This is a genomic window from Iodobacter sp. BJB302 (assembly GCF_002735645.1).
Taxonomy (GTDB): domain Bacteria; phylum Pseudomonadota; class Gammaproteobacteria; order Burkholderiales; family Chitinibacteraceae; genus Iodobacter.
In genome coordinates this window covers 17795-33321 of sequence record NZ_PDZG01000010.1, presented here as the reverse complement: position 1 = coordinate 33321, position 15527 = coordinate 17795, and the positions used below count along the sequence as shown (strand labels likewise).

Genomic DNA, 15527 nt, shown 5'->3' with positions numbered 1-15527 from the left:
GACGCCGCAATGAAAGCCATCGTATTAGATATCTTAGTCATCGGCTGCAGCGCAAGCGCCACGCTTTCTAATGGCGTTGTGCATACCGCAGAGATGAATTACGCCGGTTTTGATAATAAGGAAGTATTGATTGTCGATGCCGATCATGACGTTACCGGCTACACGTATGCAGCTGGCCAGTTTGTAGCGCCAGCGCCTGTGCTTACGGCTAACCCGCTTGTCACGCCGATCGAATTTAAGCTGCTATTTACCGCCGCAGAGCGCGTGGCAATCAAAGCAGCCCGCGCAGACCATCCGCTAATCGCTGACTTTTACGAGATCATCGAAGACCCGCGTTTAACCCATGTGGATTTAAATCTGCCATCGACCCGATTTGCGCTGATGTATTTGGAAGAGCAAGGCTTGATTACTGCAGCACGCCGTCAGGAAATTTTAACGGGGGTGGTGCAGTAGTTTGATGTAAAAGCAGACTAAGCCACCAAAAGCAAAGGAGCCTCCCGGCTCCTTTGCTGATAAATATGAAATTCTTTTACAAATGGTGGAAAATGCAGCCAATCAATTTATCGCGCACAACACCCCCAATTTATCGCGCCGCGCTTCAGCCGGAGCGAGGAACAAGCGGGGCGGGGTTTCGGCAAGGGAGCGAGGAACGAGCCAATCCCGCCCGCCGCCGACTCGATTGTCCGCAGCGCAGGGGCCTTCGTGTTTCGTGGGGTCGCCTTCTTTGCGTACTATGATTTCTGGCGAAGCAAGAAAGTGAGTCCCTGCGGGGATCCCGCACCTAAATCAACGTGCCGAAGGCACTACCTTTTTGACTTTGCTTAGCACACACAGACCCCGCCCGCCCTACAAAAATGGCCTCTCAACCATCAATACAGCCGCGCATTCATCTGCCATTGCAACATCGCCAGATGATTAGACTCACCATTGCGCCGGGTTTGATGCAGCTCCAGCGCCAGCAAATGCACGGAGTGCGCTTGCCATGCCAGGCGCAGCCCGGTCTGGTATGGCTGCTCATCGCTATTGGCAATGCCATTTTTGCTGGCAATTTGCGCGGCGTTCACGCCAGCTAATTCATGGGCAATGCCCATCCATTCGTGACGCAACGCCAGTTTAATGCTGTCGGTAAGCTTAACCCCGCCCTCCAGCGCCAGACTATTCAGCTCTCCCTGATAAGCAACACGGCCCAGCGTGCTATCGATCTGGCCATCCTGCTGCTGCCAGCTCCATGCCGATTGCAGCCAGTATTGCTCACCCTGCCAGCCCGCCTTAGCGCGCAGCAGAGTGGATTTTCCAGCCAGGCAATCTGTTAACTTACCGCAGCCCACAGCCTGCCCTGCGTGACTATGCCCGCCATGCGCGTCTGTGACTAAGGAACGATTTACATCGGAGATGTAGGCGGCATGACCGGCCAAAAACCATGGACCATCCTGCCAGGCAAGGCCTGCTGTCCACATGGCGCTTTCTGCCCCCGGATAGCCTTGCCCATTAAAAACACCAGCGTGGCCAGTCAGATTGCCCACGGTATAACGCAAGGCTAAGCCATCTTCATGCCAGTGATCATCGCCCAATACCGTATAGAGCCATAAATCAGGCAGCGCCCAGGTGCTTAATCCGGCTTCGGCAAACACGGGCGACTGCCGCCCTAAAACCAGTTGCGCCGCATCAGTCTGGTAACGAATTACCGCATGATCCAGCGCCACGCCTCTGTCGTGCTCGTCGTATGCGGCCATCAGCTGCGTGCCAATTTCTGCTGTCCAGCGCTGACGCCACTCAATACCAGAACCACCGTACCACACGCCGCGCCGGTCCTCATTACTGGCCCCCAGTACTGGCAGGGCTCCCGGCCATGCCGTATCGCCACTGAGGTAACGAATATTGGTCAGCAGATTAATTTGCGTATAGCCAGTGGGCTCATCATCATGCGGCCCATCGTGGGCCAGCGCGCTATTTGCTGCGGCGAGGATCAGCGAAGCGCTGATCAGAAATAAATTTTTCATCGGTGAGTGTCTTTAAAAAGGCGACGATATTGGCTTTGTCTTGCTCGTTCAGCTGAATACGAACAATCAAATCGCTTTTAAACGGGTTAAGGCGGCCATCCCCCTTATGCGGGCCGGTCTTGATTTCACGCCCGCCTGCTGCATAAAAATCCAGCACCTCTTCCAGCGTGGCGATGCTGCCATCGTGCATATAGGGGCCGGTAAGCTGCACATTGCGTAAGCTGGGTGCGCGGAACATGCCCATATCCGCAGGCACACCACTTAGCTCGAATAAGCCACGGTTAGGCTCAGGAAAGCCGCCTTTACCGTCGATGTTATACAGCCCGGTGTTATGAAAAAGTGTTTCGGCGGTATAGGAGCCCGCATGGCGCACCTGATCATTAAAATTAAAGCTGCCATGGCAGTGAAAGCACTCGGCCTGCTCACCAAAAAACAGGTCTTTACCGCGCAGCTCTGCAGATGTCAGCGTGGCCTTGCCCTGCAAATACTGATCATATTTGGAAGACGCAGAAATCAGCCCGCGCTGAAATGTGGCAATGGCTTTAATAATCTGCGGGAATCCGATCGGCTCGCCAGGGAAAACCTCTGCAAAGCGCTGCACATATTCCCGATCAGCCTGAAAGCGCGCCAGGATAGTGGCTTTATTTTGATCGGTAACGCCCATTTCTACCGGATGCTCGGCAAACAGCGGCACTTCCATCTGCCGCTCCAGCGTCGCCAGTGCAGGGTTGGCCCATGTGTAAGTGCTGTGCCAGGCCACATTGGCCAGACCTTGCGCGTTTCTTGGCGTGCTCTCACCGGTAGAGCCAAGTGAAACAGCCCTGCCATCGGCAAATGCCTTACTCTGATCATGGCAGGATGAGCAGCTTTGCTGGCCGTTTCCTGAAAGCCGCGCATCGTAGAATAAGCTGCGGCCCAGCTGAAACTTGGCCTCGCTCATGGGATTGTCGGCAGGTACTTTTGGGGTAGGAAAATAAAACGGCAGCTCCCAGCTCCAGCTCGCACTTGTACGAACCGGATCTGAGGTGGAAGTGCCCGACTGCACGCAGCCGCCGAGCACTAACGCTGCCAAAAGGCAGCGTTTAATCATTTCAGAGCAGCCTTAAATACTTTAGAGAAACTGCCATCACCCTTAGGCAAGCCCGCGTCTTTTTTACCTGCGGCAGATTCATTCAGATTTAAATCTAAATTAGCAAACATCAGCCCGCATTCAGGATCAGTCGGCCCGCTCATACAACCATTAGAGCCGCCCGCATCCTTGCTGATATCCACACCCTGCAAGAGCGCAGCCAGATCCAGCACTACCTGCTGCTTAGCCACATCAAAGCTACTTAAACGCACCGGCACAAGATTGGGATTGCTGCAGCTAAAGCGATTGGCATCCACCGCATCGGCCGTGCAGCCGGTTGCGCCTAAATGGAAATACCAATTCACGGCCTTGCCGCCTACCGCAGGCACATCAGGATTTAACTCCAGCTGCACAAAGCGGCGGCCCGCCTGCCAGCTCCAGCCCAGCGCCATATTATTGAGCGGCGCAGGCACGGCCATGGTGTCAGAGTGGTTCAGCACCACATCTTTACCGGCCGCATCTTTAGCCGTATCGGGCACACCCACTTTAAAGCTCAGGCCAATATACTGGCCACCAGGCACAATGCCGCTGAATTGGCGGTTTAACTCTGCTGTGCCGCCTGCACAATTGCCGGTTTTATTTTCAAAATCCAGCAGGGCCACATTCAGATATTGATTATCGTTTTGCGTCAGCGCCAAAGGCACTTCCTTGCCCAGCGCATTAATCAGCTTAATATCGTGCACATACAACCGCGCATCGCGCAATTTAGCGGGGGTTGCCGCCAGGCCTAAACCTGGCAGTGTGGTATTACACTCCACCGCCTGAACGCCTGCTTTCAGCGCAAACTGCACCGAAACGGTTTGATCTGGCAAAGGCACGGGAGGAACGGGAGGGGTTTCAGTATCACTACTGGAATTGCAGGCAGACAGAATAAGTACGGCAAGAGTTGCATATAAACGCATGGTTTTCTCCAAACAGCATAAAGGAGCACACCGGCTATACCGGGTGCCAGCAAAGGCTGAACAGATCCATGAAAACGCGTGGGTATTGTTAGTAAAAAGGCTGAAAAACCTGAAACCTGCAGGCGCAGAGATCGGTGAGCACACAGAGCACTGGGAAAAAACCTTTAAAGGTTTCCCATAGTCTGGTGTCCATCAAGCTTTAGCTGTTTTTACCTTAAATCAATAGACGCAAAGCATGCAAAGCGCACAAACCTTAGGTTCCTCTGTGTTCTTATTTAGCTTTGTGTCTGCAGATCTTTTTCAACGCATTCAAGAATCTGTTAAGAGAAAACAGGCGGGGCTTGGCTGGGGGGAGGAAGAGCAGAATTGCGATGCAGGCGCAGCACAGGCGGCGCGGGCATGCCAAAAGTATGCGGCAACATTGCAGCCACTACAGATGCCGCAGCAAGATCTGCGGCAGGTGCCTGCGTTTGATCCGCATGGGCGCAAAGCACACAGGCAGGTGCGGTTTTTGCTAAAACAGATTCGGATTTACTGCCGGGCAGCTGGCTGAGCTGGTATTCCATAATCGGTGTAAGCGTGCCGCAAAAGACGCTGCTGCGCAGGGCAGACTGCGGCAAAGTGGCATGCAGCAAAGGCATCAGGACGTGCAGCATGATCGCCAGAAAGGCAATGCGTATGCTGAGCTGATAACGTCGTGCTGTCATGAACCGATAAGTGAGCTGAAAGATATGATTATATTGGCATAGGCGTATGTCATCCAATATAAATTTTCCAACTGTTCACTTTTAAGCTTTTGCAATGACTTAAAACCAACTTCATCCATTAAAATGACAGATCAAACCCAGCCAGCACAAAGCATCGCGCAAATTTAATGCAAGGCCCTCATACCCTGCATGGTTTTGGAATTACTTTTTGCCTTTACGCAGCTCCGCTCTTGCCTTAAGCACTGACTTTCTGCAATCCACATCAGGCAGAGGATTTAAATCAAGAAGATTGGCTTCGGCCTTTGCTAGATCAACCCTCGCCTTATTGCGTGCAGCCAGCGTGTAATGATCACGATTATCTTCAATATCCTGCCTGGTTTCTTTAATCATATCTTTGCAATCTGCAAATACGGCTGGGCTGCTCAGCAGCAGGGTAAGCACACAGATCAGTGAAGACTTTCGCATTGGGAATTCCTGTATTTAAAATGGCGGCAAGCTTACACATGCAAACGTCAGGACTCAGCGTCTAATTACCAGGCCCCTTAAGATCTGGCTCACCTTTATGCCATGCAGCTTGAATCCAAACGGCCATGATGGTCTTTCGCTCCTGACACGTTAAACTTTAAAATGGCTCACGCCCTGATTAAGCTGATTGGCAATCTGCTCAACTTGCGATGCATTTTCTGCAGCATGCTGAATTGAGGTGCTGGTTTCTTCTACCATTTGCGATATATCTTCCACCCGGCAGGCAATGCTATTGCTGGCCTGGCTTTGCTCACGGATAGCCGAGGCCATTTCTTGCAGGCTGTGCAGGCTGGATTCAGCACCGGAATGAATACTGTTTAAAGACTCGGCGACATGACGTGATAATTGCACGCCCCGCTCTACCTGGGGAATGGCGGCGCTCATGGCATTAACCACACTGAGCGTCTCGCCCTGAATTGCCGCCAGCATCGAAGCAATATTTACCGTTGCCAGCGAAGTTCTTTCTGCCAGTTTTCTGACTTCATCGGCCACCACTGCAAAACCACGTCCCTGTTCGCCAGCCCTTGCCGCCTCAATGGCCGCGTTCAGCGCAAGCAAGTTAGTCTGATCCGCAATATCTTTGATTTCGGAGGCCACACCGGAAATCTCGCGCGCTTTAGCATCCAGCTGGCGGATCTGCGTGGTAGCTTCGCTGACATTGCCCGCAATCAGCTCCATGGTGGTGGTTACTTCAGCGACCTGAGTAACGCCATTTTTAGCCAGCTCAGTGGCTTGGCGCGATGCCTGCTCGGCCACACCTGAGCCCTCAGAAATATGATTAATACTTACCGTCAGCTCTTCCATTGCGGCTGCCATATTGGTTGTCGCATCGGACTGGCGGGTAGCGGCAATTGAAATCTCCCTGCTGGAGCCAGCAATCTGAGCGGCCCTCTCATTCAGCAAATCCGCGTCCGTGCGCACATTGCGCATGACCTTATTTAAGCCGATGACCATTTCCCCTAAAGAAGACAGCATGCTGCCCTGCTGAGCCGACGCTACATTAATCTGTAAATCGCCATCGGCCACCCGCCTCATCACGGCAATCCCCTCCTGCGGCTCGCCCCCCAGCTGGTGCAAAATACTTTGCGCAATCATCCAGGCCACACCCGCCACCAGCACGGCCAGCAGCAATAATTTTGCCATGCCATACAGCAAATTCTTTTTAAACTCGGCATCCACATCATCAACATAAATCCCCGTGCCCACCACCCAGTTCCAATCAGGGATCAGCACAGCATAAGAAATCTTTGGCTCGGCCTTGCCTGAGCCTTTCTTTGGAAAGAAATAATCAACAAAGCCACCGCCCTGCTTAGCCGCCTTTGTCAGCTCTACATAAATAAGCTTGCCATTGGCATCTTTTAAATCGCCCTTTTGTTGCCCCTCAAATTCGATCTTGGTTGGCAGCAGGCGAACAATGTAATTTGTATCAAAGATAAAGAAATATTCAGTTTTGGAATAGCGAACATCCCGTAAAGTGCTGATCGCCGCCTGCTGAGCATCGGCACTGCTCATCTGCCCTTTCTGGCTTAAAGCATGAAAGCGCTCAATCACCCCAGCGGCCGTTTCAGTCTGGCCTTTTACTTTATCCATCCGGTCTTGCAGCATGGTGTCCCGCAGCGCCTTCATATTGGCGAGGCTTAAAAACACCATACCGCATAAGGCAAAAATACAGAGCAGCAATAAACGGGTTTTCACCCGGTAATTCATCAGCAAACCCATTTCGCTCTCTCTTTTTTAAGGGCCAAATCAATCGCTTTATCTGTTTGTAAAAATAAAACCAACCCACAGATAATCAGCATCACTGATCCATTCTGATCAGCAATTAAACCACTTTAGTACATCTCAAATGGTATGCACGCCAATAGAAAAGTGTGCTGACTCAATCCCCCGCCTAAAGAAAAATTTTTATGAACGATGCTTAGGGCCTGTTGACGTTTCATCCACGGCTGCGTTTGCCCAGTTTTGGGGCTGAACAACGAGCAAATTGCGACATGGTACGAGTACCATGAGCGATTTTTAACTTTCATTCCGCCCCAAAAATGGGCTAAACCCGAAAGGCTGAGCCGGAAAATGGCCATTCACTGCGTTATGCTCCTCGGAAATAAGCAGTTATTACCTTCGCCCTCCTGCCTTGTGCCTAGCCGTTTTCCGGCTCAGCGCAATTGTGAATGAAACGTCAACAGACCCTAGCAGCCCAGCTACAAAATACGACCAGATAACCAAGACGCAGCCCCCCCAAACCAAGGCATACCATGCAGCAGAGTGACGATGAAGAAGTAGGTGAAGCAGCTAGGCAGAGCACTTCTTCCCATCGTGCTTAAATACGGCATCAACCGCCGCCGCCCCGAACACCACCGACAAAGCACTTAACACCCCCCATTGCCAGCCAGTCAATTTTTAATTAATGGCCATACTGACAGAGCCTGCTGATGAGGCCTGCCTGACGAACCCAGCCGCAGCACACTACGCAGCATTTGCATTCATCTCCTCAGAACCCGAATGGATGCCGCGCTCCGCTCTTTGCACATTTGTAACTACTTAATACCCTTATTTTTTCTGAATGAACCACAACTTCCCATACCAGAAAAAATTAATAAAAGCACAATTGGCAATGAAAGAATGGCTAGCCATAAAGAATAGTAAAAGCCAGAAAGATCAGGCGCGGGCCTAAATAATTTTTAAAGCCCAATAAAGATGAGATAATAATCCCCAGTACAAAGCCGTTCATTAGCTCCTGATTACTGGATTTTTTAGCAAATACCACTCCGAGTTAAGCCTCACAGATTTTGCACACCCCCAAATAGGGTCTGGCTACAACAAACACTTAGAAACTTAAATCTAATCAAGCAGGCAATGTGACATGCAGAAAGAAGAGCGGCCAAAATTATTTTGCTGACGGAGTGTTTTTCTTTTCTTGTACTGTGTAGCCTGCCTTATTAAGCGTTGCGCTCCAGATCAGCTTATCCCATGGGCTCAGCACTTTTTTGCCCATCACCAGCACCGGAGTTCGCACCGAAAGACTGCCAACCAAATTAATAAACTCGATCATTTGTGGCTCTGAGCGGCTTGGATTTTTTAACTCGTAATTAATTTTGCGGCTATCGAGCATTTCTACCGCATCACTACAGGGCTGGCCACATTCGGGCGAAACATACAGCACCATAGCGGGCTGATCTTGCGCCGGGCTTACTGTATTACTTGGCACATGGATATTTCTTTCCCTTGCATTTTGGCCAGGCGCGGGCTGATCCGAATAAAACACCCTGCCATCCGCATCCCGCCACTGATAGACCTTGGCGGCCAAAGCGGGCATAGCGAGTAAAGAAGCCAATAATAAAATTTTCATACCTGAACCTTAAACCATCTGATCTGCTTATCTATAAGCAATGCATTATAGCCGCCAGCCTCTTCGCTTTTTGATCGAATCAATCAGCAAATGATGATTTATCTTTTGCCATGAACAACCAACACTGCCGCTTTTATCTCTTCCTGCCCTTAAAACATAAATGCCACACGTTTTATCAGCTGGATGATCAGATATACCGCTTGTCAGCCGGGCATATAAAAAGCAAGCACAATGCCCGCTCGTTTTTACGCCCCTCCTGTTGACCCGTTTAGGCAGCGGACTTTTTTTCTGAACTTCACCTGCAAATAAAAAATATTAAACTTCTGTTTAATAAAGGATTTCTCATAAGAAACCCTATAAATTTAAATCCTGACGCATCTGGCCGATTGCTTGGCCAAAATCAAAACCAAATTCAGCCCTCATCTGTGGGATCGCATACATGGCATCGGTATTGCCGCCCCCTGCATATCGGCGGCTGGCAGCAATTGCTGGGGCTGGATGCTGAAGTCGTTGCCCGCTGGGAGCGTTTTCAGCTCAATGAAGAAATCGCCGCCCTCACCGGCTTGTCGGTGCAATCAATCAAAGACAGCACCGCCGCCTGCGTGGCGGAGCTGGTTGCCGGGCGTGGCCGCAATGTGCGTAATTTTATTTATGTATTTGTCGATACCTTTATCGGCGGCGGTCTTGTGCCTGACAGCAATTTACATATCGGCAAACACGGCAATGCCGGTGCAATAGGATCTGACGCCCGCGCACTGGGAGGCGCACTGCTGCCGATCTGCGCCAACTTCGCCCTTGATCATGATTTGTTTTTGAAATTGGATGGCTGACTCAGGATTACTGAACCACGAAGGACCCGGAGTTTCACGGATAAAAACCAAGCTCTATATCGTAAAAAAAGGAGGTTTTATAAGGGTGTGCAGGTGTTTTTTTTGTGCCCCGGCCTTAAAGGATTCAGAAACATAAATTCTGAACCACAGAGGACACAAAAAATACCTGATCTGAATTAAGCGGCTTGCTTCAGGTTTTAAATATAATCAAACCAGCCATTGCTCCACTTAACCACTTCAAATGATTAAAAGGCCTGCACATGCCCTCCAGCCAACACAGTCTCCCAGTTTTTTTAGCCGCCGGTGAGGCGCTCACCGATATGATCCGCACTGATTGCGAAAACTGGGTCAGTAAAGTGGGCGGCTCGTCCTGGAATGTGGCAAGGGTATTGGCCAGCTTTGGTCTGCAAAGCGCGTTTGCAGGGGCAATTAGCCAAGATTGCTTTGGCAATGATTTGTTTCAGGCATCGCACGCTGCGGGGCTGGATTTACGTTTTTTACAGCAGCGGGATAAGTCACCGCTGCTGGCCATGGTGCCATCCGCCCATCCGCCACAATACTTTTTTGTAGGTGATGATTCCGCCGACTTATATTTTGACCCGCAAGACCTGCCTTCCGGCTGGCAAAGTGCGGCGCATTGGGTGCATTTTGGCGGGATCAGCCTGGCCCGCCAGCCTCTGGCGGATAAATTAGTGGCGCTGGCAAAAAGCCTGAAAGCGCAGGGAGTGAAGATCAGCTACGACCCCAATTTCAGAAATATCATGGACGAGCGCTACGACGATACCTTCAAAACCATGAGCAAGCTGGCGGATGTGATTAAGGTATCTGACGAAGATCTGGCGGGCTTATTCCGCACCAGGGATATCGGGCTTGCATTTAAAACGCTGCTCAGCTGGAATCCGGAAGCCTGCTTTCTGTATACCCGTGGCGCAGAAGGCGCATCGCTGCACACACCTCACGGCAGTGCCATCGCACCCGCCATACAAATCAGCGTGGCAGACAGCGTGGGAGCTGGAGATGCATCGATAGGCGGCCTGATTTACAGCATAATCACCTGGCCCCAACACGGCACGCATGAGCATCTGCGCTTTGCCATTGCCAGTGGTGCTGCTGCCTGCATGCATCATGGCGCAACGCCTCCCGGCTTAGAAACAGTGCTTGCACTCTACGCTCAGGCTTAATGCCCGGCGGGCTCTTTGGCAGGTGCAGCCTCTACCTTAGGGGCTTCAGGCTTTGCATTACTATTTTGCTTAATACATTCTTTCCATGCCGCATTGCCTTTCCCGCCGCCCGCAGGCAAGACGCAATCACCGCCGCCAAATTTTACATAGCCTCCGCCAGCGGGCTTAATATCCGCGCCTTCCTTAGGGGCCTCGCCATGGGCGGCTGGCGCTGCATGCTCGCTACCTGCTTTTGCTCCGCCACGCCGCTCTAAATCTTCAACTTTGACTTCAAGCTCTTCTACTTCAATTTTTTTCTCTTTTACTTCTTTTTTCAGCTCGGATATTTTTTCTTCAAGCTCTTTGCGCGTCTCAATGGTTTCTTCAAAAGACACTTTTAAGCGTGCAATTTGCTCAATATATTGGGTTCTTTCAAAACTCCGTTTCGTCATCCCAATAGCAATACCCACAATCAACACAAACAGAAAACCAAAAAAACCGCCTGCAATAATCAGCTTCAAGCGGTTTTTTTGCATAAACGAAGGGCTGGGTGAGCCGTGAATATCATCCCCACCATGGGAGCCGGCAGATGCTGCAGCGTGATCACTCATCGTTATATTTCCAGATTAAGGTAAGTTTACTTCTCCCTGACGTTCAAAGCTTACACCATCGGGGCGTAATGGCAGAAACAGTTTACCCTTAATACGATAGGCGATTGGCTTGCCACTTGCTTGCAAGCCATTAAATTGCTGAATAAATGTGCTTAAAGAAGTGGTGACATTAAGCTTAACCAGAACCGATCCCAGCTTAGGCAAAGTCACAGCCTCACTGGAAACACCTTCGGCAAAGTGCTGGCCGTTTACATCCAGGCTAAGCTGCACCCCTTTAATATCCAGCGATACATCATTTGGATTTGTAAGACGCAAGCTCAGCACAAAACGCTGCTCCAGCAGGCCCACTTCCGCCACGCTTAAGCCGGCAAGGCTTACACTGGGTTTTTCAAAATTGCCATACAGGCCAGCGCAGCCGGCCAGCAAAAAAACCAGCAGCAATAGATATTTTTTCAGGCATTTATACATTCATCATCTCTTGTAAACGGCGGCCTAATTCGCCATCCAATGGCATTGCTCCGGGAGTATTGGCATGAATAACGGCAATAGTCACATCGGCTTCGGCCACTAATTTTTCATTATCTGCCCGCACAATGCGCTGATGAATAATTCCTTCTTTGTCGCTTAAATGCACCATACGGGTTTCAATTCTGAGCACATCGCCCATGGTGGCCGGGCGCTTATAGCGAATATCAATTCTGCTAATCACTAAAGCCAGCTTTTCCTGAGTAAACCACTCCAAACCGCCACTTTCATCCACTAAAGCCCAGCGCGCTTCTTCTAAAAACTCTAAATATCGTGCGTTATTCACATGACCGTATAAATCTAAATGATAGCCGCGAACCTTGATTTCAGTGGCTTGAGCCATGTTTTTCTCCCGTGTGTGAAAATTTTTAGCAATCTTAACTTTGAAATTAATCCATGTCTTCGGGATAATCCCCGCATGCATCGTCCTACTATAGATTGGCGACATTCTCGCCCCTTCCGAATTTGCCTGCTTTTGCTCGTCATGCTTGTGGCGCTGCTTGGCACGCTGCCATATTTTATTTCTTTTGATCTGATCAAAAGTGAACTGAGCAGTATTCTGGAAAAAGACACCAAACGGCAGCTCACCATACGTGGAGATGCCCGTTTTGTCTTGCTCCCGCAACCCGCATTGCTTTTAGATAATGTCACGCTGACCGAGCCTGGCGAAACAACTATTTTTTCTCATGCCGATCGGGTGCGGGTCGAGCTCAGCCTCTGGCCCCTGCTGATCGGTAAAGGAAAAATCAAAGCGCTTGATTTTGAAAAGCCAGCGCTCAATGTGATCCGCCGCGAAGATGGCACTTATAATTTTGAAGACTTGCTAACGCCTAAATCCCAGACTAAAGAGCTGAGTTTTTCGCTTGATACGGTTCATTTTACCGAGGCATCATTCAAACTTTCTGACGAATTTTTAGGTGAAAGCCTGCGCCTGTCGCGGCTTAATCTCACCATGAAAAACTTATCCGATTCCAAAGCCGGGCATCTGGATCTGGACGGCATGCTGCTGATTGGCGATGGCGACAGGCCGGTGCAATGGCAGGGTGCGCTCAGTGCAAGCGCTGCCATGCGCTATCACGAGGCCGACAATCGCTTACTTGTAGCTGATTTATTGCTGGAGCTGGAGCAAAAAGGCGGCAGCTCGCCCGAGCTGCGCTTACAAGATGTAAAAGTAAGCACCGTAGGTAATCTGGTCTATGGCTGGCAGCCGCTGCGCTTTAAGGGCGGTGAGCTGAAGCTGAATATATCCGGCCAGCGCGCCGGGCAGCACTGGAAAGGCGAGCTGGATGTGCCAGAGATTTTGCTTTCCAAAGAAGCCGTAAACCTGAACCGCCTGAAATTAAATGTGGATATGCAAAGCCCAAGCGGCCAGCTAAGTGCGAAAGCAACCATCCCTACCCTGGCAGGGCTGAAGCAGGGCTTGCTGCGTACCGAAACGGCCAGCTTTGAAGTAAAACTGCACAGCCCGGAACAAAACTTAGCGCTTTCATTTGCCAGCCCGCTGGAATTACTCAATGGCAGTATCGCAAGGCTGCCTGCCTACCGCCTGAGTGGCAGCTATACCAACCGTAATTTACCGCGCGGTGCGATTGGCCTTGATTTAACCGGGGCAGGCACGCTTAATTTACAAGCTGAATCATTAAGCCTGAACAGCCAGGGCCAGCTGGATAAATCGCCCGTTAAAGCGCAGATCGAAGTAACTGATTTTGTCCGCCCCCATTACGCAGTAGATATTGATCTGAATAAGCTCGATTTATCGCCCTATTTGCCCGTTGTTGCGGCGGGTGCAAAAACAGTAAATCCGGATAAGCCTTTTGATTTTTGGTGGCTCAATAATCTGGATGCCAGCGGCAAGCTTAAAATTGGTGAGCTGGCGATGCAAAAACTGCATATCAACGATATATCGCTGGAATTTGCTGCCAAAAACCGCAAGCTCAATTTAGATCCTTTAGCCGCAACGCTCTACGAAGGCCAGCTGACCGGCAGCCTGGAAGTGGATGCCAGCAAAAAGAACGCCTCATTCCGTGTGCAGCAAAAACTCGCGAATATGAATATCAATACGCTGCTTGCCGATGTGATTGACACCAGCCGCTTTGAAGGCCGCGGCCATATGGATTTAGACGTAGCAGCCGTAGGTAATCAGCTCAGCGATTTACGCCGGACTGCAGGCGGAAATGTGCGGCTGTTACTTAATCAGGGCACGCTGCGCGGGATTAACCTTGAAGCACTGCTGCGTACAGCCAGCCACCAGATCAGCTTAATGAACGGCGAAGCCAGCCCCTCTCTGAATCTGGATGCCAAAACATCCTTCAGCGAATTGCGCTCTACATTAACGCTTAAGCATGGCATTGCCAGCAATAACGATCTGGCGGTTACGGCGGGCATACTTAAGCTTACTGGCGGTGGCACGCTGGATTTAAACAGCAATGCCATTAACTACAATATGAACGCCAGCGCCAACCCCAAAGTACCCGAACTAAAAGGACTGTCTGGCCTGAGCCTGCCCATTACGGTGTCTGGTGCCTTAAATGCACCTGAATACCATATTGATTACGCCAGCCTGAAAGAACAAATTCTGCTCAAGCAAAAAGCTGAATCTGAAGCCCAGGCAGCAGAGGCCGCTGCCAAACGCAAAGCACTAGCACAAAAAACAGCCGGGGCAAAAAAAGCCGCCGAACTGAAAGCCGCAGCGGATAAAAAAGCCGCAGCTAAAAAATCCACCCCTAAAAAAGCAGAAAAACCCCATAAATGAGCGATTTTTCCCAGCGTTTAATCGCCTGGCAGGCCGTGCACGGCCGCCACAACCTGCCTTGGCAGGTGTCTGACCCATACCGCGTATGGCTGAGCGAAATTATGCTGCAGCAAACGCAGGTTTCCACCGTCATCCCCTATTACCAGCAGTTTTTAGAACGCTTTCCCGATGTTGCCAGCCTGGCAGCGGCCAGCTCAGATGATGTGCTGGCTCGCTGGAGCGGCCTTGGCTACTACAGCCGCGCCCGCAATCTGCATAAAGCCGCGCAAATGGTGATGGAGCGCTTTGAAGGCCAGTTTCCGCGTACACCCGCCCTCTTGGCCGAACTCCCCGGCGTGGGGCCATCTACGGCAGCGGCGATTGCCGCATTCAGCTTTGGTGCGCAAGCCGCCATTTTGGATGGCAATGTAAAGCGCGTACTGGCCCGCTGGGCAGGCATCAGCGGCTATCCGGGCACCAAGGTAGTTGAAAGAGAGCTGTGGCAGCTAGCGACAAATCTGCTGCCTGATAGTGGTATTGAGCGCTACACCCAAAGCCTGATGGATTTGGGTGCCACCATTTGCACGCCCAAAAAACCAGCCTGTATGGCTTGCCCGGTGCAGGCCGATTGCATTGCTCGCCAGCAAGGCCGCCAGGCCGAGCTGCCCACGCCCAAGCCCAAAAAAGTATCGCCAGAGCGGCAAACCGTGCTGATGATGGTAGAGCGTAGCGGCAAAATCCTGCTGGAGCGCCGCCCGCCCAGCGGCATTTGGGGTGGCCTGTGGAGTTTGCCGGAAACCACCTCCACCTTGGAAGCAAGCAGCGCCTGCCAGCAGCGCTTTGGGCTAAATGTAGAGTTTGACAGCGCAGGGGAAGATTTCGTCCATGTCTTCACCCATTTTCGCCTGACCATCACTCCGCTGCCCGGCAGTGTGATCAGCCAGACAGCCCTTACCCACGAAGACCATCTGGGCTGGTTCAGCAAGGCCGAAGCACTGGAGTTAGGATTACCAACGCCAGTCAGAAAACTGTTGATAAAGGGAAGATAGACAATAGTGCAG

At 51.1% G+C, this 15527-nt stretch carries 15 protein-coding genes; 5 read left to right on the top strand and 10 right to left on the bottom strand.

Annotated elements, in window-relative coordinates:
* Positions 1-9 precede the first annotated feature (9 nt).
* Positions 10-453, top strand: a complete 444-nt coding sequence (locus tag CSQ88_RS05020) for a hypothetical protein (protein ID WP_099397008.1) — start codon at positions 10-12, stop codon at positions 451-453.
* Between the two features lie 416 nt (positions 454-869).
* Here CSQ88_RS05020 and CSQ88_RS05015 read toward each other — a convergent pair whose 3' ends face one another.
* The 7 genes from CSQ88_RS05015 to CSQ88_RS04980 form a co-directional block, all read right to left on the bottom strand.
* The gene (locus tag CSQ88_RS05015; RefSeq protein ID WP_099397007.1) at positions 870-2000 is read right to left on the bottom strand and encodes a hypothetical protein; all 1131 of its coding nucleotides are present in this window, start codon (positions 1998-2000) and stop codon (positions 870-872) included.
* On the bottom strand, positions 1948-3090 hold the full coding sequence (locus CSQ88_RS05010) for a methanobactin export MATE transporter MbnM (RefSeq protein WP_099397006.1): 1143 nt from the start codon (positions 3088-3090) through the stop codon (positions 1948-1950). The genes CSQ88_RS05015 and CSQ88_RS05010 overlap by 53 nt, the downstream gene beginning before the upstream one ends.
* A complete protein-coding gene (locus CSQ88_RS05005) occupies positions 3087-4031 on the bottom strand; it encodes an MbnP family copper-binding protein (protein ID WP_099397005.1) in 945 nt (314 codons plus the stop codon). Before CSQ88_RS05005 ends, CSQ88_RS05010 begins: the two co-directional genes overlap by 4 nt.
* Before the next feature lie 320 nt (positions 4032-4351).
* On the bottom strand, positions 4352-4738 hold the full coding sequence (locus CSQ88_RS04995; RefSeq protein WP_099397003.1) for a DUF2946 family protein: 387 nt from the start codon (positions 4736-4738) through the stop codon (positions 4352-4354).
* 201 nt (positions 4739-4939) lie between these two features.
* Entirely contained in the window at positions 4940-5203 is a 264-nt protein-coding gene (locus tag CSQ88_RS04990) for a hypothetical protein (protein ID WP_099397002.1), read from the bottom strand.
* Between the two features lie 150 nt (positions 5204-5353).
* Positions 5354-6982, bottom strand: a complete 1629-nt coding sequence (locus CSQ88_RS04985) for a methyl-accepting chemotaxis protein (RefSeq protein WP_099397001.1) — start codon at positions 6980-6982, stop codon at positions 5354-5356.
* A 1165-nt stretch (positions 6983-8147) separates the two neighbouring features.
* Complete coding sequence (locus CSQ88_RS04980; RefSeq protein WP_099397000.1) at positions 8148-8609, bottom strand: DUF4124 domain-containing protein; 462 nt, start codon at positions 8607-8609, stop codon at positions 8148-8150.
* Positions 8610-9034: 425 nt separating this feature from the next.
* Here CSQ88_RS04980 and CSQ88_RS04975 point away from each other — a divergent pair, with 425 nt between their 5' ends.
* Together CSQ88_RS04975 and CSQ88_RS04970 are read left to right on the top strand one after the other, a co-directional pair.
* Complete coding sequence (locus tag CSQ88_RS04975) at positions 9035-9439, top strand: ROK family protein (RefSeq protein ID WP_218963002.1); 405 nt, start codon at positions 9035-9037, stop codon at positions 9437-9439.
* A gap of 260 nt (positions 9440-9699) precedes the next feature.
* Positions 9700-10620 carry a carbohydrate kinase gene (locus tag CSQ88_RS04970; protein ID WP_099396998.1) on the top strand — a complete coding sequence of 307 codons (921 nt, stop codon included), beginning with the start codon at positions 9700-9702 and terminating at the stop codon, positions 10618-10620.
* Here CSQ88_RS04970 and CSQ88_RS04965 read toward each other — a convergent pair.
* The 3 genes from CSQ88_RS04965 to CSQ88_RS04955 are packed head-to-tail and all read right to left on the bottom strand — an operon-like array spanning position 10617 to position 12078.
* Complete coding sequence (locus CSQ88_RS04965; protein WP_099396997.1) at positions 10617-11210, bottom strand: hypothetical protein; 594 nt, start codon at positions 11208-11210, stop codon at positions 10617-10619. The two genes, CSQ88_RS04970 and CSQ88_RS04965, sit on opposite strands and share 4 nt — an antisense overlap.
* A gap of 15 nt (positions 11211-11225) precedes the next feature.
* Entirely contained in the window at positions 11226-11678 is a 453-nt protein-coding gene (locus CSQ88_RS04960) for an LEA type 2 family protein (protein WP_099396996.1), read from the bottom strand.
* Positions 11671-12078: a thioesterase family protein gene (locus CSQ88_RS04955; RefSeq protein WP_115228228.1), complete on the bottom strand. Its 408-nt coding sequence runs from the start codon at positions 12076-12078 to the stop codon at positions 11671-11673. The genes CSQ88_RS04960 and CSQ88_RS04955 overlap by 8 nt, the downstream gene beginning before the upstream one ends.
* 75 nt (positions 12079-12153) lie before the next feature.
* On the opposite strand from CSQ88_RS04955, the gene CSQ88_RS04950 reads away from it, so the two are divergent.
* The gene (locus CSQ88_RS04950) at positions 12154-14487 is read left to right on the top strand and encodes an AsmA family protein (RefSeq protein ID WP_180273530.1); all 2334 of its coding nucleotides are present in this window, start codon (positions 12154-12156) and stop codon (positions 14485-14487) included.
* A complete protein-coding gene (mutY, locus tag CSQ88_RS04945) occupies positions 14484-15515 on the top strand; it encodes an A/G-specific adenine glycosylase (RefSeq protein ID WP_099396993.1) in 1032 nt (343 codons plus the stop codon). The genes CSQ88_RS04950 and mutY overlap by 4 nt, the downstream gene beginning before the upstream one ends.
* The last annotated feature ends 12 nt before the right edge of the window (positions 15516-15527 follow it).